A 20,193-nucleotide genomic window follows, 5' to 3' on the forward strand; every position below is an offset into this window, starting at 1 on the left:
TCCTGCAACTTTTTTTGCGATGGCATTCTCGATTTCTAAACGCTCATTCTGTGCCTCTAATTCTTTGATGCGTAGCGTTAAAAGGTCTGTTTCCGTTAGTTCTTCTTTGTGCTTGGAACGACCGCGTCGGTCCTGTAACGCACCTTCTCCAGATGCTTGATATTTCTGTACCCAACTGTACACTTGATTGTAGGAAACCTGATAGGTTTCGATAGCGAGTTGGTAATTTTTCTCGTGCGCGATGGTGAACTGCGCAATTTCTAAACGTTCTTTGAAGGTTGTTTTTCGACCTGCATAATACATGTTGGATTTCCCCCTACCCGGATTCGTCAATGGAATGACTTCTCCATTAGTATACTTGGAAATCCATTTTTTTAGAACACTTATTTCTGAAATATGATAGGTACGAAGCACTTTTTCCATGCTATCGCCGTTTAAAAGATGAGCTTCTACGGCTTTTTGTTTCAGTTCGTCCTTGTATTTTTTATTCGTGTGACTTTCTTTTAAACCTGATAGCCCCTCTAGCTCCCATTTCCTTATCCAAGTCTTGACGGTTTGAAATCCAACTCCTAGCTGTTTGGACATGCCGTTAATGGATATTTCGCCTTGGAGGCATTTTTTTTACTGCGGTATGTTTTTCTTCGACGGAAAAACGTGTGCGTTTTGACATACAAAAAACTCCCTTATAAAGTAGATTTGGAATTTTTGTTTTTTCCATTGTCTACTCTATAGGGAGCATATCAATTAGATCTGAAGCCCCAAGCATTTTTTTTATTTATATTTTGGTATTTCGAAGTCTTGAATATAGCTTGTGAGTAATTTATACATGTTATACATATTCGTTGTTTGACTCGTCGCCCACTTAATATCTGTTGCGTATTGGTGAACGCCCGGGTTAGCAGGATTCCATCTCATTTTATAGATCGTATCCTGTCCTTTTGCTACGTAGTTTTGCGCTACGAACTGTGCGCCACCGATGATTGCTTTTTCTGGTGTGTCCCAGCCTTGTTTATAGGCATACTCGGAACCACCTTTCAACGGATTGCTATCTACAGCGCCGATTCCATACATATTATATACAAGTTTCGGCGTTACTGGTTTGCCATCTACAGAGCTTACCAACACACCGTTTGCAAGTTGTGAGGAACCATTTCCTGTTTCTAGCATTGCATGTGACATCAGATAAATTTCGTTAATCTGATACGTTTTCGCAGCCGTTGCAAAGCTTGCACCTTGCCCAGTTAAGATTCCTTTATTCACAAGAATTTTACTGTTCACTTCTGCCGTATTGATCCCTGCTGGTTTCGATAGCACAAGGAACTGCAAATACTCTTTCGTATCTTTCACAAAACTGTTCGGGTTCATATAAAACTGTACATCTTTTTGATACGCATTCACCCAAGCACGTGTGTAGTTGAATTTATACCATTTCGCGCCATCGGTTCCTGTGACAGTTCCCGTAATGGTGATCGTTAAATCTTTCGCGAGCGGTCCAACTAAAAAGGCATTTGGATTCGCAGCATCGCGAACGCTCGTCGCTGCCGTTGTTTTCCCAGTCTTTCCACCAGTATTTAAAGTGACAAAATTACTACGAACGTAATTGTTCGGCGGTTTGACACTCGTTTGCGGTGGTGTGGAACCAGCCATTTGTTTCGCTAGAGCTTGTGCCAACGTGGAAGTATACGATTGCGTGCGATAGTTCTTTTCGATGCCTGCTACGTAATTGATGTTAAATGATACAGCTGAACCGCCTGTGTCCTCCATATATTCAATGATGAATTTATGATTTCCTTTTGTGAGTGGGATAGCTTCCTTGTAATTGCTTAAGCCTGCCGTCCAATCTTCATAAACGACTTGGCCGTCCACTTTCACGCGGATGCGATCGTCAGCGCGACCCGATATTTCATAATTACCGTCTTTCGCCATGTTTAATGTTGCCTCATAGCGAGCCGTGAAGCGGTCATTTGGAATGCTCGGATCTGGGCTGCCTGCTCCCCAGTTATCATTAATGCTACTCATTGTTTTGTAGACAGGACGTCCAGAGAAGCTGTCTGTTGGATAATATCGCGCCAACCAAGTATTGCTCGGTAAAATATTAAAATCAACAGATGCCGCACCTGTGCGTTCGACATACTCGACTTTTACATTATGCGTTCCTTGCGTTAAAGGAATCACATAATTTTCCTCTCGTACATAACTTAGATTACGGTTATCAAAAACCACTTTCCCATCGATCGTTACGCGCATCCCATCATCCGCACGTCCTACAATGTTGTAATTCCCTGTTTTAGGAGCGACATATTGCTTTTCGATGACTGCTGAGAAATTATCGTTTGGAATCGCTGGGTCTGGACTACCATACGCCCAGTTTTGATAAAATGCTGATTGCGTGTCGTGAAGCTTAGCTACATAAGCACCGGTAAAATTGGTGTTTTTGTAGTAGCGCGCAAACCATTTATCTAGTTTTTCGATGTTCATGTTAATCGATGCTGCGCCGGTTTTATGTTTGTAAACAACCGAGATTGCATGTTTTCCTTTTGGAACCCAGATTACTTGGTTGTATTGGCCAGAAACAGTGCCCATATTTTTGCCATCCATATAAATGGTTGCTTCGTCCTTAACGTCGCCGTAAAAACGATAGTGACTCGCTTCTGGGGCATCGATTTGACGGTGCATCCGTGCGGAGAAATGATCGTTTGGTACCGCGCTATTTGGCGAACCTGTACCCCAATTCTTCGCAATCGTTGTCATGCTCGTTACCTCATCAAAGGCATACGGAAAGCCAGATACGGTTTCATTCGGGTAGTATTTAGCGTACCAAACGTTGGCATCGATCACATTAAAGTTAACATATGCCACGCCGCTGCCTTCTTTAAACTTAATCCGAACATCATGTGTACCTTTTGATAAATAAACAACTGTATTAAACTCACCGCGTGTCGTTAAGTTCGTCACGAGTTTGCCATCTACATAAATCGCCGCCGCATCGTCCACATTCCCGATAATCCGGTAATCGCGAGCCGTTGCTACTTCGATTTGTTTATCCATGATACCTGTAAAATTGTCTTTTATCATACTTATATTTGGTGCCCCTGTACCCCAATTATGCGACAGTTTATTCGTTGTCGAACCAACCGTAAAGTAGCCTGCATTCAAGCTCCATTTCGCATTGTTAAAGTACTGCTCATACCAAACATTTGCCTTCACGAGATTCATTTGCAAATGAGCCGCGCCAGACTTTTCACGATATTGTACGGTAACTTGGTGTTTACCTTTTGTGAGTGGAATTGTAACATTTAAGTTATCCTGAAAAGAATCCCAAGTGTTCACAATCGCTTTGCCATCCACGTAAATTCGCATGCCATCGTCTACTTTTCCAACAAAACGATAGTTACCTGCTTCGGCAATATCATATTGTTTCGAAAAGAAGCCACTAAAATTATCGACGCCAATACCAGCGCCAGGTGAACCGTAACCCCAAACTTTATTCAGATACGTTTTATTGCCGATATTCTCTGTCAACTTCACGTTGCCCGTCATGTTATTGTTTGGAAAGTACACCGCATTCCATTCATCCGCACGAACTAAATCCGCGGTAATGTATGCTGCGCCACCCGCTTCTAGATAATCGATTCTGATTTCATGTGTTCCCGCTGTTAACGGAATCGTCATGTTCAGGTTCGCCATGCTCGGTTTGAAATCATCGTACACAAGCTGGTTATCAACATACACACGAATACCATCATCGGCTCGCCCAATTAAGCGATAATCTGTGGTGGTGCCAACTGTAATTGTTTTACGGAACGTCGCAGAAAAACCATCCACTGGTAGCGCTGCGCTTGGTGAACCGTAACCCCAATCCAGATGAAGATCCTTCTCCGTCCGTTTTAAGACCGGGGTACCAGATAGCGTCTTGTTGTTATAATAGCTCGCTTCCCACGAACTTGGAGTTGCCGCCTCCGCTTGCATCGGTTCTTTCATCACAAAAACCGCACACGTCGCAGCAAATCCTAACGCCATTATTACTATTTTATTTCTGATTGACCTTTACCTCCTTGACATAAATTGCGTACGTCTCTATTATTTCACACTTGGAGGGTTTAAACAATATTACAATGGTGTCATTTTGCGCTGTTTGCTGGAACTATTTTTAGGGTTGTTCCCTTAGGTAAATTGTAATAAATCACAAAGTTACTTGCTTGATAACCAGGAACAATAGGGGTACTCATCCACAAATACTGTTCATAAGGTAAACGTTTCAAGGTAACTACTTTTGCACCCGACTCAGCTTGAGCCTTAACACTTGCGATACGTGCATCATCTGAACGCCCAATTTGCGTAAACATATACATGAAAGCAATCATGAATACAAGAACAAGTGAGAACAACGGTACATAGGCCGCTCGCAGATTTAAATAATTCTTATCATACATGAAATGCACTGTTCTGACTGCAAAAAGAACGAAGAACATATAACAAATAATAAAGTTCCGTGGACCAACTGGTGTGACGAAAAACAATGGTGCTGCTAGTGTAACCACAGATAACAAATAGAACGATAATTCCGTTTTTAAATTGCTTCCTGGAATAAATAGAAACACAGTCGCAACTAATACGAGATAAAACGCTAGCGAGAAATACGCTTCAAATGTTGCTGTATCCGCCGATGCAATGTGGAATACTTGATCCACAACCGGGCGATATAACGGATAAATCGTTAAAACAATGATGAATAGATTTTTGAAAATAAGTTGTACGGTTGAAAGGTTTTGCGCGACTTTCGTCAAAACGAGAATCCCGATGATAGCTAGAACAATATTCAACCCAACATTATTCATCACAAGGAATTGATACATTGTCGTTTTAAAAATACTGTACATTCTTTCTAAAAAATTCATATCGCGATCAAGTGTACGGTACGTGTCTTCCCCACTGAAAATTTTGGCATAAGCTCCATTTGAGAACATCCATACTGCACCAGCAATCGCCGATACTAAATAAAGAATATGGAACATGAAAAATTTGCGGAACTTAACGAAAGCTAAAATAATAACAAAAATCCCAGCCACAATATTGTATAACGTTGCATGCTCTACAAATAACTGCGAACAAACACCCAGCGGCACTGCAAAAATCGTTAAGAAAATATTATACTTCGGTGTTTTATCATAAAACACATTTTTTACAATCAATAAATAGACCAAGATACAAATCGCTGCCGTATTGTAATTCGCGAATCCAGCTGCCCAGCCGTAGGTTTGCGCAAACATGTTCGCTGGCACAATCAAGAATAACAAGAAGCTAAGCAAATAGACGCCTAGCGAATTCGTTTTGGCAATAACTGCTGGAAGAATAACCATCAGCGCGCCAAATGCACCCATCATCAAAATACGGAACCAATCCACACGCGTAATTAATATCTCCACTATATTTCCAAGATACCGACCGTTGTAGTCCGCAAAGCCATTGTGGTATCGCTTCATTCCCTCAGCAATTCCCCAAGTCCAATCATCATGCGTTAGCGGTGTCCGAAACGCAATGTATAAATAAAACATAAATGCAACAAAACTTACCAAACTTAATAACTTCCAATTTCTCTCTGTACGAATCATAATTTACCTACCTTTTTAATTCCTAATTTTAAATATTATCCACTTACTAAATACATAGTTCAACACAAGCACAATCACGTTTGTCAGAATTTTTGCTAGCAACGCGTTCGTGCCCAATCCACTAATCAGAACAACCATTACCGCCAAATCGACCAAATACGTCAAAAAACGGAAACCAAAGAACGACGAAGCTTCACGCGCGCGGTCTTTCCAAGTCGGTGTATAGCTTTCAAACACATATCGCTTATTCGTCACATAAGCAAAAATGACAGACAGTACCCACGCCACGGTATTTGATGTGACGTAATCGATCCCGAGCGCAGTATTACACAACCAGAATGATGCAATATTAACGACTGTTGTAAAGCCGCCCATGATGATATACATGATAATACTATACAAATTGGCATGCTCTTTTCTAAAGTTAGCGATTAGTTCCTTTATCTTCTTCATTTTATCGGCTCTCTCTCATCGTTGTATTCTTCGACAAAGTATAGCGGACGACCTTTCACTTCATTAAAAATTCGACCCAAATATTCTCCGATAATCCCAATCGAAATCAGCTGAATTCCACCTAAGAATAAAATAACTATCATCAGCGTTGGGAAACCTTCGACGGCATTCCCTGTCACAAGCGTTGCGATGAATATGTATATCATATAAATAAAAGCAGCGATCGATACGATAAATCCTAAGATGGAGGAAATTTTGAGCGGCGTTGTGGTGAATGATGTCATCCCTTCCAAAGCTAGATTGAATAGCGAACCGTAGTTCCATTTCGTTTCTCCAGCTAAACGCGGAGCAGCATCGAATTCAATTTCGACTTTCTTGAATCCCATCCAACTATACAGCCCCTTAGAGTAGCGCTGTGTTTCTCGTAATTTTTTGAGCGCATCGATACAACGACGGTCAAGCAAGCGGAAATCACCAGCATCTGGAAGAACCGGCGTTTTCGACATTTTTTGTAGCAGTTGATAGTACTTTTTCGATGTGAATTTTTTCAGCCATGTTTCGCCCTCACGAATTTTCCGTTTCGCGTAAACATCTTCGTAACCTTGTTCCCATAGCAGCAACATTTCTGGAATCAACTCTGGTGGATGTTGCAAATCAGCATCCATCGTCACCATCGCATCGCCCTTCGCGTAATCAAAACCCGCAGCCATCGCTACTTCTTTCCCATAATTCCGAGCAAGATCCACGTAAGAAACCCGAGAATCCTTAGCACGTAGGTCTTTCATAATTTGAACCGAATTATCCGAACTACCATCATTAATGAACAGAAGCTCGTAATCATAACGATCCGAAACCGTAGCCATGACTTCCTTTATGCGATCGTATAAATGTGGTAGTACCTCACTTTCATTATAAGCAGGTACCGAGATTGTTATTAATTTCATATTTCACTACATCCTCATCATTTTTTTACATACCTTATCAGTATAACAGAAAAGATTTGCGGGCAAAAGGAAAGAATTACAAACATACAGTTTACGATGGTTTTTCTATTAATATCGAGTATGCCATGGTGTACATAATTCGTAATCTACCTTGCAAACATTTCTTTAGCTTACATTAAAACCTAAATATAGAGTACTGGTGGGCAAATTAGTCCACCAGTACTCTATTCTCTATCTATTTTCTTCATTAAATATTGAACTGGTATAAAATAACGGGTTCCTTGATCATAATTTCTATCCAGCCTTTTGCACAGCTTGCTGCTACATTGGAATTCAATTTCCTCTTAATTTCGTGTCTACTTAATTAGACCAAGTCCAAAAATAACTTTCTCAACTTTTATTTATTTTTTTCTGTAAGTGTTGCCCGTCATCTGGTAGATAGCCTATATCTCCTGATAAAGATACCTTTAACCACCCATTTTCTTTACCCACAACATTGACTTGTTCACCTTGTTTACGGCTTCCAGCTTGACCTGTCCCCCATTGAGGTGCGTCTCTGAATATTACATCTTTCATGCATATATACGCAGTATTAGGACTCACAGTATACCAGTAAGGGTCTATTGCTCCGGAATACCAACCTTCTTGATCTCCTACCTGAACGTGTACAAATCCATTTTGCGTACGGTCAAAGTCAACTGTAGCGGCATAGTAAGCTTTTAATGTAAATGACAATTCACTGTTCCAGTTTCCCGTTTTCAAAATATGCAAATCATTCTTTGCATACAAGGTTTTCTTGCCTTTCAAATTAACATTAGGATTCTCTGTTAACCAGTAAGGATCTATTGCTCCTGAGTACCATCCTTCTTGATCACCAGCTTTGACATAAACAAACCCATTTTGCGTACGTTCAAAATCTACTACTGCCGGCGTGTTTGCTTTTAGAGTAAATGCAACTTGACTATTCCAATCCCCAGACTTCAAGATATACAAATCATTTTTTGCATATAGAGTCCTTACATTTGGCTTCTCTTCATACCAATAAGGGTCTATTGCTCCTGAGTACCAACCTTCTTGATCACCAACTTGCACATGTACAAACCCATTTTGCGTACGATCAAAATCAACTAATGCTGCATAGTATTTCTTCAGAGTAAATGATGAATCACTAGTCCAATTTCCGGACTTTAAAATGAATAGATCATTCTTTGCGTATAGCCATTTTTTCCCCTTGCCCTCGTTTGCAAGTTTTGTTTCTGACCAATAAGGATCCATTGCTCCTGAATACCAGCCCTCTTGAGTTCCCGATTTAACATGTACAAATCCATTTTGTGTACGGTCAAAATCAACTACTGCTGGTGTATTAGCTTTTAAAGTAAATGCAGACTGGCTATTCCAATCCCCAGATTTCAAAATATACAAATCATTCTTTGCATATAAAGTCATTTTTCCTTTACTTTCAGTGTTTGGCTTTTCTTCATACCAATAAGGCTCTATGGCTCCTGAATACCAGCCTTCTTGATCTCCCACTTGTACATGTACAAATCCATTTTGTGTGCGATCAAAATCAACTAATGCTGCATAATATTTTTTCAGAGTAAACGACGAGCCGCTACTCCAGCTTCCTGATTTCAATATATATAAATCATTCTTTGCATACAGCCACTTTTTTCCCTTTTTTTATCATTTACAATTTTGGTTTCTGACCAATAAGGATCCATCGCTCCTGAATACCAGCCCTCTTGAGTTCCTGATTTCACATGCACAAATCCGTTTTGTGTACGATCAAAATCAATCACAGCTGCAGACCCTTTAGCAAGCGTGAAGGCTGTACCGCTATTCCAATTTCCTGACTTCAATATATACAAATCATTTTTGGCGTATAATGTTTCCTTTCCTTTAGAAGGTTCTTCTAAATTAGTCATGCGACCAAAGCCAACTATATATCTACTCCAGAAAGAGTTATTTAAATTATCAATCATTACTCCGTTATCCTGAGCGTTTATCATCTGATTATTGCCTATGTATATTCCGACATGAGCAATTCCATTCCCGTAATCAAAAAATACTAAGTCTCCCTGCTTTGCTTGTGATCTTGAGATTTTGGTAGACGCACTGTATTGTCCCCCTGAAGTCCTTGGTATAGAAACCCCAACCCCATTCTGGAAAACATATTTTGTATAGCCAGAACAATCAAATGTATTTGGTCCATTACCTCCCCAAGTATAGGATTTACCTAAGTGCTTCTTCGCTTCATTGTAAAGATTTTCATACGTTTTAGCAGGTGTTGCATTTGCATTTTCAGTACTCCAGTTTATATTTGCAAAAGAAATTACAAATACAAGTAGTACCACAAATATTTTTGATATTTTTTTCATTAAGCGCCTCTCCCTTTTTAGTATTATGTTCTAATTAACTTTAGCACAGCTAAAAAGAAAGCGCAATCATTTTTCTGTGTAAGTATACACCCATTATTAAATTAATATAATAGCTTGTAGCAAAAAATCTGCATAGATACACTCAATTAGACCATTTAAAATCTACAAAACAGCGTATCTAGCAGCTCTTACTAAGAAATATAAATCTTAAACTCTATACATTTTTCAATGTTTGAACAATAACTGGTTGGTTATTCTCAGATACTCTGAACGCGTCCATCACCGATCGCCCTGTTCCAACAAAATAACCAAAGAATATCATAAGTATAATAAGTAATGTCAACATAAATTTATCTAGCCAGCCGAGCCTATATCTATTCGCATTTGGATTGGGATAAATAACTTTTTGGGGGAGCTTTTGATTTCTTTTGTAATCATCTTGGTATTCTTTCTTGTATGCCTTAGGCTGACCATTAAACCATCGTACAAACTCATCATACTTGTCGGCTACCTCTTGTGCATCTCCGATTTCTCGAATTTGCCCATAATGCATCCAAATAATTCTATCGCACAACCCTTTCATTTGACCTAAAGAATGGCTGACAAAAACAATTGTACGACCAGCTTCTTTAAATTCAGTAATCTTATCGACACATTTTTTATAAAAAGTTGAATCACCAACAGATAATGCTTCATCAATAACTAGAATATCTGGGTTAGTGTGAACTGAAATCGCAAAACCTAGTCGTGAACGCATACCGCTGGAGTAGTTTTTAATTGGTTGATTCATGAAGTCGCCAATATCGGCAAAATCAATGATGCTCGGCATGAGGGCATCGATTTCGGATGTTTTCAAGCCGTGCATGAGTAGTTTTAAGCGGACATTCTCGTAACCGGTGAGCGGACCTTTTAAGCCGACTGCGATGGCAATGAGCGATGTTTCGCCGTTAATGACTACTTCGCCTTGGGTTGGCGGGATAACGCCAGACATGATATTGGAAATGGTTGATTTTCCAGAGCCGTTGATGCCGATTAGTCCCACTGTTTCGCCGTCGTAAATGTTGAAGTTGACATCGCGCAGTGCCCAGAAAGATTGCATTTGTTTGCTTTTAGGCAAGAATAGTCCTTTGATTTTATCAGATTTATTTTGATAGAGGTCGTATTCTTTGGACACATGTTTGAATGCTACTTTAATATTTTTTCCCATTTGTCCTTACCTCCTATAAATAATCCACGAATCGTTCGCGGAATTTCATGTGTAATACGGATCCTACAAATAAACATACAAGTGTGATAAGCCAGAAGTAGACGGTGTAGGATGGTTCTTGCCAAAAGCCTTTATTACCGACAAAACTTTCTCGGAATCCTTTCAAAATATAAACGATTGGGTTCAGTTTCAAAAGGTCGACAACCCATGCAGGCAACTTCGTGTCTAGATTCCAAACAACACCAGAAACATAGAACAGAACACGCATAACGGACTGTAACATAACATAGTAATCACGAACTAGAACACTTATCGTTGCGTTCAATAAAGTGACACTAAAAAGAAACGCAATCATCGCAATAAAATAGTAGAAAAATTGTGCCCAATACATCGATACTGGAGCGCCTTTTATAAAAAGTAACACAAAAAAGATGACCATCATTGTCGCATAACTAGTTAGATTCGATACAATCGTGATACTCGGCATAACACTCATCGGAAATTTCATCTTGGAAACCATGTGTATCTTATTGAAAATGCTATTCGCTCCTTGCAAGATAACCGCGCTGATGAAAAACCACGGGATAATACCGGCAAGCATCCACTCGATGTAACTAGCGCCTGCTATCCCTGATTGGCCACGCATCGCGAATCCGAATACAAAGTAGTAAATAGCAACTTGAATTAGTGGGTTTAAAATTTGCCACGCAAGACCTAGGTAATGGCTCTGATACGTCGCTTTATCTTCATAACGCGCAATTCGAAAAATCATTGGCGCGTACTTAAATTGTTCTTTTAGGACTTCTATTACTTGTTTCACAAAAACACTTCTTTCCGGAATAATAATGCGGTTAGCTATTTTAGTAACCGAAAATCGCTTGCTCCATATCGTATAGGCTCCACCCCTTGGTTCTTAGAAAAAGGTACATAATGATGTCGTTTACGCGTTTCTGGGTTGTTTTTCTAGGCTGCTTTTTAGTCGATTCTTCCGTAAATGTAGGTCTGTTTCTACGTATTGGCGGTGAGCTATTTGAAAAATGGTAAAAACCCACCTTATGTTAAATTACCTCAAAAGTGGGCATTTGTAAAGTAAGATCTTTATTTTACGCGCATTTATTTTGGATAGATAGCTTCGAATAAGGCTTCTTGCCCTTCTATGAGGCGTGGTCCCGGACGACTGACAATGGATGGATCCATTTCGTAGATGCGATTATTTTTTACCGCGGGGATGTTTTTCCATGCGGAGCGTTTGGCGATTTCTTGTTTAGCATTGGGGTAAATCGTGATGATCACGTCGGGCGCGGCTTGGATAACTTGCTCTTCGCTGTATTGCGGGTAGCCTTTTTCCGAGACGATGTTTGTAGCTTTGATGTTGGTAAGCATTTCGTTGATGAACGTGTCTTGGCCGGCTGTGTATAGATCTGGCTGATTTCTAGCCATACTTTCGCTTTCGTTTGGACTTTTTGCGTGGCTTCCTTGCGTATCATTTTGTCCGTTGCTTGCATGGATGACACTAGTTTTTCGGCTTCTTTCGTCGTGCCGGTGAGGTCGCCGATTTGTGTGAATGTTTTGTAGGCTGCATCGAACGTTTGCGCATCTTCTACGACGAACAGTGGAATATTCGCTTTCTTGATTTGATCGTAGGCGTCTTTATTGTAGCTCATCATCGAGGCGTGGCCAAGAACGAGGTCGGGTTTCATGCCAATGATTTTCTCGACATTGATTTCTGTTGTCGCAACGACGGGAACTTTTTTTGACCGCGGCTGGATAATCGTCGCTCGATGTGACGCCTACCACGTTTTCACCAAGCCCGAGTCGGTATAAAATTTCGGTATTGCTAGGAATCAGGGAAACGATTTTTTTTCGGTTTCGCGCTGAGCTCCATTTTAGCGCCTGTCGCGTCTGTTGCTATGTATTCTGGTTTTTGTGCGGTTTTCTCAGATGTTGTTTGTGCCCCGCAGCCTGCTAAAACGAGGATAATGGCTAGACTTAAAGCCGTGATTATTTTTTTTAAATTGCATCTGAATTCTCCCTTTCAAAATGGAAAAAGTCGGGCGTTTGGATATCCCGACTTTTTCCTTGTTGTTATAGTCCGTATGAGGCATATCTTGCTGGTTTGGAATTATAATGCATCATATTCAGCGCCTTCGGATCCAGCTTTGTTGTGGTTCTTGAAAAGCGTCTTTGCTTTTTTAGAACCTCAATATGCAGTGGAGTGAAATAAAACTGCCTTCCTTTTAGCCAGAATATGGTTGTCAGTCTCGCGTTGCTCCACTGCCTATTGATCCACTAAATCAAACCAAACGACGGTTTGAAAGTTCATCAACATAAACGGGCCGTTTCAGACTCTTCCAACTTCCATAAGCAGGTCAGCTGATTCAATCACATCGCCATCTGTGACAAAAATCGCGTTGACTTTGCCGTCGAATGGGGCTTGGATTGTTGTTTCCATCTTCATTGCTTCGGTGATTAGAAGTGGATCGCCTTTCTTCACTTCTTGGCCTTTCTCAGCAACAATCTTAATCACGGAACCAGTCATCGTTGCTCCAACATGTTCTGGATTCGTCGTGTCAATCTTGCGACGCGTCACAACGGTTGATTGGACGTTAAAGTCTTGTACAGAGATTTCGCGCGGTTGGCCGTTTAGCTCGAAGTAAATCACGCGTGTGCCGTCTGCGATAGGTTCTCCGATTGAGTTTAACTTGATAATCAACGTTTTACCTTTTTCAAGCTCTACTTCTACCGTCTCGCCTAAACGCATGCCTTTAAAGAAGGTCGGCGTATCAAGCACCGTCACATCACCATATTTCTCAATCATCGTCAAGTAATCTAAGAACACTTTCGGATAGAGGATATAAGACATTACATCGTGGTCTGTCGGATCACCCGTCGTCATTTTTTCAGCAAGCTCTGCGCGAACTGACTCAAAATCAACTGGCTCCATCAAAGCACCAGGTCGTTCTGTCAAAGGCGTGCGGCCCTTCAAGACAAGTTTTTGCAGCTTCTCTGGGAATCCGCCGTACGGTTGGCCAATCTCGCCCATAAAGAACTCGATAATCGAATCTGGGAAATCTAGCGTTTCGCCTTTATCGTATACATCTTGTTCTGTAAGGTCGTTTTGCACCATGAACAGCGCCATATCGCCGACAACTTTCGAGGATGGTGTTACTTTCACGATATCGCCGAACATTTCATTCACGACTGCGTACGTGTCTTTCACTTCATCCCAACGATCGCCTAGGCCAACTGCTTTGGCTTGCTGTTGCAAGTTCGTGTACTGACCACCCGGCATCTCGTGGATATAAACCTCGGTTTGCGGTGAGTTCAGCGCGTTATCAAAGTCTTTGTAGTATTTACGAACATCTTCCCAGTAATGGTTGATGATTTGCGAATTGTGCGCATTGAGAATCGTTTGACGTTTTCCGTTTTCAAGACCGTAGTAAAGACCAGTCATGCTCGGTTGAGACGTCGCGCCACTCATCGCACTTGAGGATACGTCGACAATATCTACGCCCGCACTAACCGCAGCGGCATACGTATAAATCCCGTTACCACTCGTGTCATGCGTGTGCAAATGAATCGGCACATCGATCGTGTCTTTCAGTTCGCTCACAAGACGGTACGCCGCTTGCGGTTTCAAAAGCCCAGCCATATCTTTAATCGCCAAGATATCCGTACCTTGCGCCACAAGTTCTTTCGCCATATCTTTGTAATAATCTATGTTATATTTCGTACGCGTTGCATCTTCAATATCACCCGTATAACAAATCGCTGCTTCCACGACTTTACCAGCATCACGAACGGCTTCAATGGAAACTTCCATGCCTTTCAACCAGTTCAAGCTATCAAAAATACGGAACACATCGACGCCACTTTGCGCAGACTGCTTCACGAACTCGCGAATCACGTTATCTGGATAGTTTTTGTAACCAACAGCGTTCGCGCCACGTAATAACATTTGGAACATCACGTTCGGGATTTGTTTACGCAACGTTTCCAGACGCACCCACGGATCTTCATTCAAGAACCGGTAAGCCGTATCAAACGTTGCCCCGCCCCACATTTCAAACGAGAACATGTTCGGTAATAAATGCGCCATCGGATCTGCAATTTGGAAAATGTCTTTCGAACGAACACGCGTCGCAAGTAACGATTGATGCGCGTCACGCAATGTCGTATCCGTCAACAAGACCTCATTTTGCGATTTGACCCATTCGACGATTCCCGCAGGACCTTTTGCATCCAAAATTTGTTTCGTTCCTGGTTCGATTTTTGCGTCGAAAGGAATCTTCGGAATGCGCAGATCATCATAAACCAGTTTTTCGCGATGTTTAATACCCGGGAAGCCGTTCACCGTCACATTACTGATGTAGCGAAGTGTCTTCGTACCGCGGTCACGCACTTTCGGGAAATCGAACAATTCAGGCGTTGTGTCGATGAACGATGTATTGTAGTTTCCACTAATGAAATCAGGATGTTGCACCACGTTTAGCAAGAACGGAATATTCGTTTTCACGCCACGAATCCGAAACTCAATCAAGTTACGAATCATTTTGCGGCACGCTTGTTCAAACGTCATGCCCCACGTACATAATTTTACAAGTAAAGAATCGTAAAACGGCGTCACGATTGTACCTTGGAAACCATTCCCAGCATCAAGACGCACTCCAAAACCACCAGTTGAGCGGTATGTATTAATACGACCAGTATCTGGCATAAAGTTATTCAAAGGATCTTCCGTCGTAATCCGACATTGAATCGCCGAACCGTTGATACGAATCTCTTCTTGTTGCGGAATACCGACAATTTGGTCATGCATCGAACAACCATCTGCGATAAACAGTTGCGACTGAACGATATCAATCCCTGTAATCATCTCGGTAATCGTGTGCTCCACTTGAACACGCGGATTCACTTCGATGAAATAAAATTCTTCACCAGCAACTAAAAATTCCACCGTTCCAGCGTTTAAATAATCGACGTTCTTCATTAATTTCACGGCAGCATCACAAATACGCTGACGCAAATCGGATGTAATCGCGTTACATGGTGCGACTTCTACTACTTTTTGGTGACGACGTTGTACCGAGCAATCACGTTCAAATAAATGGACGATATTTCCGTGAGAATCCCCTAAGATCTGCACTTCGATATGCTTCGGATTAACAACGCATTTCTCAACGTACACTTCATCGTTCCCAAAAGCCGCTTTTGCTTCTGATCCAGCACGTTCAAACGCGTCTTTCACGTCCGCCGGTCCTTGAACGACACGCATGCCACGTCCGCCACCGCCAAGAGAAGCTTTTACCATCAACGGATAGCCATGTTTTTCTCCAAAAGCAGCTACTTCCTCAGGTGACACAACAGGTCCATTACTTCCTGGGATAACTGGGATGTCGGCAAGTAAAGCCTGTTCTTTCGCTTTAATTTTGTCCCCGAACATATCTAGGTGTTTCGATTTAGGTCCTACAAAAATGATGCCTTCTTTTTCACAGCGTTTGGCAAAGTCGATATTTTCCGACAAAAAGCCATAACCCGGGTGAATTGCGTCAACATTAGCGATCTTGGCAATCTCGATAATATTATCGATATCCAGATACGCATCGATCGGTTTTTTCCCTTCCCCTACGAGGTAAGCCTCATCCGCCTTATAACGGTGAAACGCCGCCGTATCCTCTTGCGAATAAATCGCCACTGTCTTAATGTTTAGTTCCGTACACGCCCGAAGTACGCGAATCGCGATCTCGCCACGATTGGCAACTAATACCTTTTTAATGTTGTTCATTTTTTTTCCTCCTAACCTACACTACCTAATTTTTCTATCTACATAGCTGCTAACCTTATTACCGTCATGGAGAAAAACGGTATATCAGACAATTATAGTATTAAAGTACCCCGAATGTAAATTGTTTTCGCTGATTTTTGCAAAAAATGTTCGAGAGTTCGGTGTGAAGTGAGTGGTATCAATGTTTGATTCGTGATGAACATAAAAATTCGGCATAAAGTATCAGATATACTACAAACCAGCAAAAATGTCGTATATTTGATACCTTATGACATAAAAAACGAGCCGCAAAATCCCAGCCCGTTTCTCCTATCCTTACCTCTGCGTTCGTGGCTGCACCGCTTTCCTAGGTTTCGCCAAATCCTTTTCCGAGCCGTAATTCTTTTGAAATTTATTCATCATCGACACGTTTAGCACAATTCCGACCAAAATCGACATCGACATCAGCGACGACCCACCGAAACTCGTGAATGGCAACGTCACCCCGGTGAGCGGAATCATGCCCGAAGCGCCGCCTAAATTAATAAACGCCTGAATCCCTATGAGCGTCGCCGTCCCGTAACAAAGCAGGGAACCGAACGAATCATTCAATCGCATCCCATTTGTAATCGAGCGCAGGACAATGAAGAAAATCCCGCCGACCGTAATCAAAATACCGAAAAAGCCTAGTTCTTCGGCAATAATCGCGATAATAAAATCGGTATGAGATTCTGGCAAATAACCTAGTTTCTGCACACTTTCGCCTAGCCCCTGTCCAAAGAAACCACCAGAACCAATCGCATAAAACGAGTTGACCAACTGGTACCCACTCGCGCCATGGTCCGTAAATGGATTTTGAAAACTCGTAATCCTGCCAATTCGTTTCGTCGTAATCAATTTTGAACGAAGCTCCTCTGGTAATAGGAAAACAACAACGCATAAAACCGCTAAAATGAGCAACCCAAGCCCGACTAATTTTAATATCGTTTTCAGTCGCATACCTGATGCCATAATGATCCCACAGCCTGTTAGAAAAATAATCGCAGCCGTCCCGATATCAGGTTGTAGCAATATCAAGAAACAAATCACGACTAAAAATAAGACCGGCGGCAAAACACCACGGTTAAAATCATCAATGTAACGTTGCTTTTTCGAATAAATCGCAGCCATGTAAATAATCATCGACACCTTGATAAACTCAGAAGGCTGAATCCGGATTGGTCCCAATTCCAACCAACTTTGCGCATTGTTCGCTGAGTCGCCAAAAACCAACACAAGCAGCAGCATCGCGACCGAGCCGAACATGATCAGCATCAACATTTTATTATTTTGAAGAATTTTGTATGGAAAAACCGCGAAGAAAATCAGCAAAACCAGCGAAATAATCCAGTTTTTCAATTGACTGTTGTAGAACGTCGCTGGGTCCCAACCTTTATTAATCGCGACAAACATACTCGAACTATAGACCATGATCAATCCAAAGATACACACAATGAGGTATACCGCCAAAAGAGGATAGTCATAGGATTTCAACATTTTTTTTAAACATACACATCGTCCAATCATTTCGAGCCTCATGCAAGGTCCCTACTGTAGTATCTCTCCATTATATAGGAAATCAGCTCGAAAAGAAATGATAAGTGCGCCCTATTAGAAAATGTATGGGAAACGTATTATTTCTTACGCCGTTGGTTAATATCTCGAATCCTGGCTAAATCCACCTTATCTTGGCGGTCAATCGTAAGCAGGCCATTGATTTCCTGCTGTACATCACTGACTTGCGTGTAACAAAAACCAGAAATATAATCAAGGCCTTGAATCGCGCTCGTTATACTTTCAAAACGCTCTAAAAACGCCGCCTCGTCCTGCACTTGATTACCATAACCCCAGCCGGATTCGGATTGGAAGGCAATTCCGCCAAACTCCGAAATAATGACTGGTTTCCCAAGATTTTCATAACCGCTAGCAAAAGGGTGACGGAAACCGTTATGTTGGAACGCATTGGATAATAGTTTTTCCTGATCCGCATAGCGCTCGGTAAATTTTTCACCGTTTTCTTCATAATCGTGTAGTGTAATAATATCAGAAATTGTGTGATCCCAGCCATCATTCGTCACAATAGGACGCATCGCATCAAAACTTTTGGTCACATAATAAATGCCTTCTGTGAATTGTTGTTGTTTCTTATTCCCATGAATATCCTCCATTCCCCACGACTCATTGAACGGTACCCACGTGATAATCGACGGATGATTGTAGTTTTGCTTCACAATTTCAAGCCACTCCGCCGTAAAATTCGCAACCGCTTTATCGCTAAAACTGTAAGTCGAGCCAACTTCAGACCAAACGAGCAAGCCTTTCTTATCGCACAGATACAAGAAACGATTATCCTCGACTTTTTGATGTTTGCGGACGCCGTTGTAACCCATCTCGATGATTTTGTCGATATCGAGCTCAAGCGCCGCGACAGATGGTGGTGTCAAATCGCTGTCTTGCCAATAGCCTTGATCGAGAATAAGCCGCTGATACAGCTCTTCGTTATTTAGCAAGATTTTCTCGCCTTCAATCGCGATTTTCCGCATCCCAAAATAGGATTCCACGCGGTCAACGACGGTATTGCCTTCTATCAAGGTGAACGTGATGTCGTATAGGTTCGGTGTCTCCGTATTCCAAACTTTCATACTCCACGGATCACCGTTTGCCAAAACCGATGCGTTCATAATGGCCACGCCGTCTTTCAAAGTAGCGCTAACCTCTTCAATAAGGTCGCCGTCAAACCGGATTGTCGCTCGCGCCGTCACGCCTTCATGCCAAGCATTTGCTTCCACTTCCAAGTCAATTTTCCGAGCATCGACATCCGGCGTCATTTTCACATAATCAATATGAACCGGCGACACGTATTCCAGCCAAACCGACTTCCAAATCCCCGTCGTCTGAACATACCAACAACCGAAGTTATCCTTAATCCAGCGCTGTTTTCCACGCGGTTGCGCCGTATCCATACTATCTTGAACGCGAACAGTCACCCGATTTTCCCCAGCCGTCACGTAATCCGTGATATTAAAAACAAACGCCGTATAGCAACCCCGATGCTCACCGACCACTTTCCCATTCACCCAAACCGTCGTCGCATAATCCGAACCTTCGAAATGCAGCAACACGTCTTTCTCCATCTTCGTAATCTCCACTTCCCGCTCATACCAAACGACCGCGTGATGCGATTCATCGTGAATCCCGCTCGCCTTTGTTTCATACGTAAATGGCACTTCAATCCCACGTTCCGTTGGCAAATGCGCGCACCAATCCTCCGCCAAACCAATTCCGGCATCATCAAACGCAAACGCCCATTTTCCGTCAAGCAACTCCCAATCCTTCCGCACAAACTGCGGCCTCGGATGCAATTTTGTCATCCCATTTCCTCCCCAATCAAGCTATTTTGTCGCGCTCTCATGCCTTTATTTTTCGCCAAGCCAATAATTCCCGCGCTCATAAACAAGAAAATATTCGGTATATCCATAATAAAATACGAAAATACGCCGCAAACGAGGAACCAAACCGGTAATTTCCAGCCAATCGCGCCATTTTTCCAATGCTTCCTCGCTAAATAAATATTCAACAATCCGAGTAAAATCAACAACACCCCGAAAATCACCACGAAATTAAAAATACTGCCAAACAGCGCCTTCATCGCCCGCATTTGCGCCACAGAAAGCCCCGCCACATCCAATCCTTGCCGTTTTATAAATAACCCATACACAAAAACTGTCAACAACCCATCCAACAACTGCCAAGCCGCCGCGATATAAATAAAAACCCGTTCCAATCGTCTGCTCAC

The 20,193-nt window shown here is 41.9% G+C and carries 12 protein-coding genes and 3 pseudogenes; all 15 read right to left on the minus strand.

Going from position 1 to position 20,193, the window contains the following annotated elements; all coding sequences use genetic code 11:
- On the minus strand, positions 1-303 hold a 303-nt coding region (locus tag PCORN_RS19215; protein WP_159102515.1), incomplete at its 3' end, for a helix-turn-helix domain-containing protein.
- 198 nt (positions 304-501) lie between these two features.
- Positions 502-603, minus strand: a pseudogene (locus PCORN_RS21200) (helix-turn-helix domain-containing protein); the annotation flags it as partial.
- Positions 604-771: 168 nt separating this feature from the next.
- Positions 772-4,020, minus strand: a complete 3,249-nt coding sequence (locus PCORN_RS17010) for a PA14 domain-containing protein (protein WP_051999199.1) — start codon at positions 4,018-4,020, stop codon at positions 772-774.
- Between the two features lie 101 nt (positions 4,021-4,121).
- Entirely contained in the window at positions 4,122-5,612 is a 1,491-nt protein-coding gene (locus PCORN_RS02875; RefSeq protein ID WP_036077390.1) for a DUF6056 family protein, read from the minus strand.
- 15 nt (positions 5,613-5,627) lie between these two features.
- Entirely contained in the window at positions 5,628-6,065 is a 438-nt protein-coding gene (locus tag PCORN_RS02880; protein WP_036077392.1) for a GtrA family protein, read from the minus strand.
- A complete protein-coding gene (locus PCORN_RS02885; RefSeq protein ID WP_036077395.1) occupies positions 6,062-7,009 on the minus strand; it encodes a glycosyltransferase family 2 protein in 948 nt (315 codons plus the stop codon). Before PCORN_RS02885 ends, PCORN_RS02880 begins: the two co-directional genes overlap by 4 nt.
- A gap of 390 nt (positions 7,010-7,399) precedes the next feature.
- Entirely contained in the window at positions 7,400-8,644 is a 1,245-nt protein-coding gene (locus PCORN_RS02890; RefSeq protein WP_036077397.1) for an SH3 domain-containing protein, read from the minus strand.
- Between the two features lie 287 nt (positions 8,645-8,931).
- Positions 8,932-9,333 (minus strand): annotated as a pseudogene (locus PCORN_RS20005) (NlpC/P60 family protein); the annotation flags it as partial.
- Between the two features lie 268 nt (positions 9,334-9,601).
- Positions 9,602-10,594 (minus strand): ABC transporter ATP-binding protein, encoded by a 993-nt coding sequence (locus PCORN_RS02900; protein ID WP_051999200.1) that lies wholly within the window; start codon positions 10,592-10,594, stop codon positions 9,602-9,604.
- 13 nt (positions 10,595-10,607) lie between these two features.
- Positions 10,608-11,414: an ABC transporter permease gene (locus PCORN_RS02905; RefSeq protein WP_036077402.1), complete on the minus strand. Its 807-nt coding sequence runs from the start codon at positions 11,412-11,414 to the stop codon at positions 10,608-10,610.
- 293 nt (positions 11,415-11,707) lie between these two features.
- Positions 11,708-12,599: pseudogene (locus PCORN_RS21205) on the minus strand (ABC transporter substrate-binding protein).
- Between the two features lie 336 nt (positions 12,600-12,935).
- Positions 12,936-16,379 (minus strand): pyruvate carboxylase, encoded by a 3,444-nt coding sequence (pyc, locus tag PCORN_RS02920; protein ID WP_036077406.1) that lies wholly within the window; start codon positions 16,377-16,379, stop codon positions 12,936-12,938.
- Between the two features lie 315 nt (positions 16,380-16,694).
- Complete coding sequence (gene ftsW, locus PCORN_RS02925) at positions 16,695-17,894, minus strand: putative lipid II flippase FtsW (protein WP_241433052.1); 1,200 nt, start codon at positions 17,892-17,894, stop codon at positions 16,695-16,697.
- 137 nt (positions 17,895-18,031) lie between these two features.
- Complete coding sequence (locus tag PCORN_RS02930; RefSeq protein WP_036077411.1) at positions 18,032-19,768, minus strand: glycoside hydrolase family 2 protein; 1,737 nt, start codon at positions 19,766-19,768, stop codon at positions 18,032-18,034.
- Positions 19,765-20,193, minus strand: a complete 429-nt coding sequence (locus PCORN_RS02935) for a hypothetical protein (RefSeq protein ID WP_036077414.1) — start codon at positions 20,191-20,193, stop codon at positions 19,765-19,767. Before PCORN_RS02935 ends, PCORN_RS02930 begins: the two co-directional genes overlap by 4 nt.

Origin of the sequence: Listeria cornellensis FSL F6-0969, assembly GCF_000525855.1 — a bacterium.
Classification (GTDB): domain Bacteria; phylum Bacillota; class Bacilli; order Lactobacillales; family Listeriaceae; genus Listeria_A; species Listeria_A cornellensis.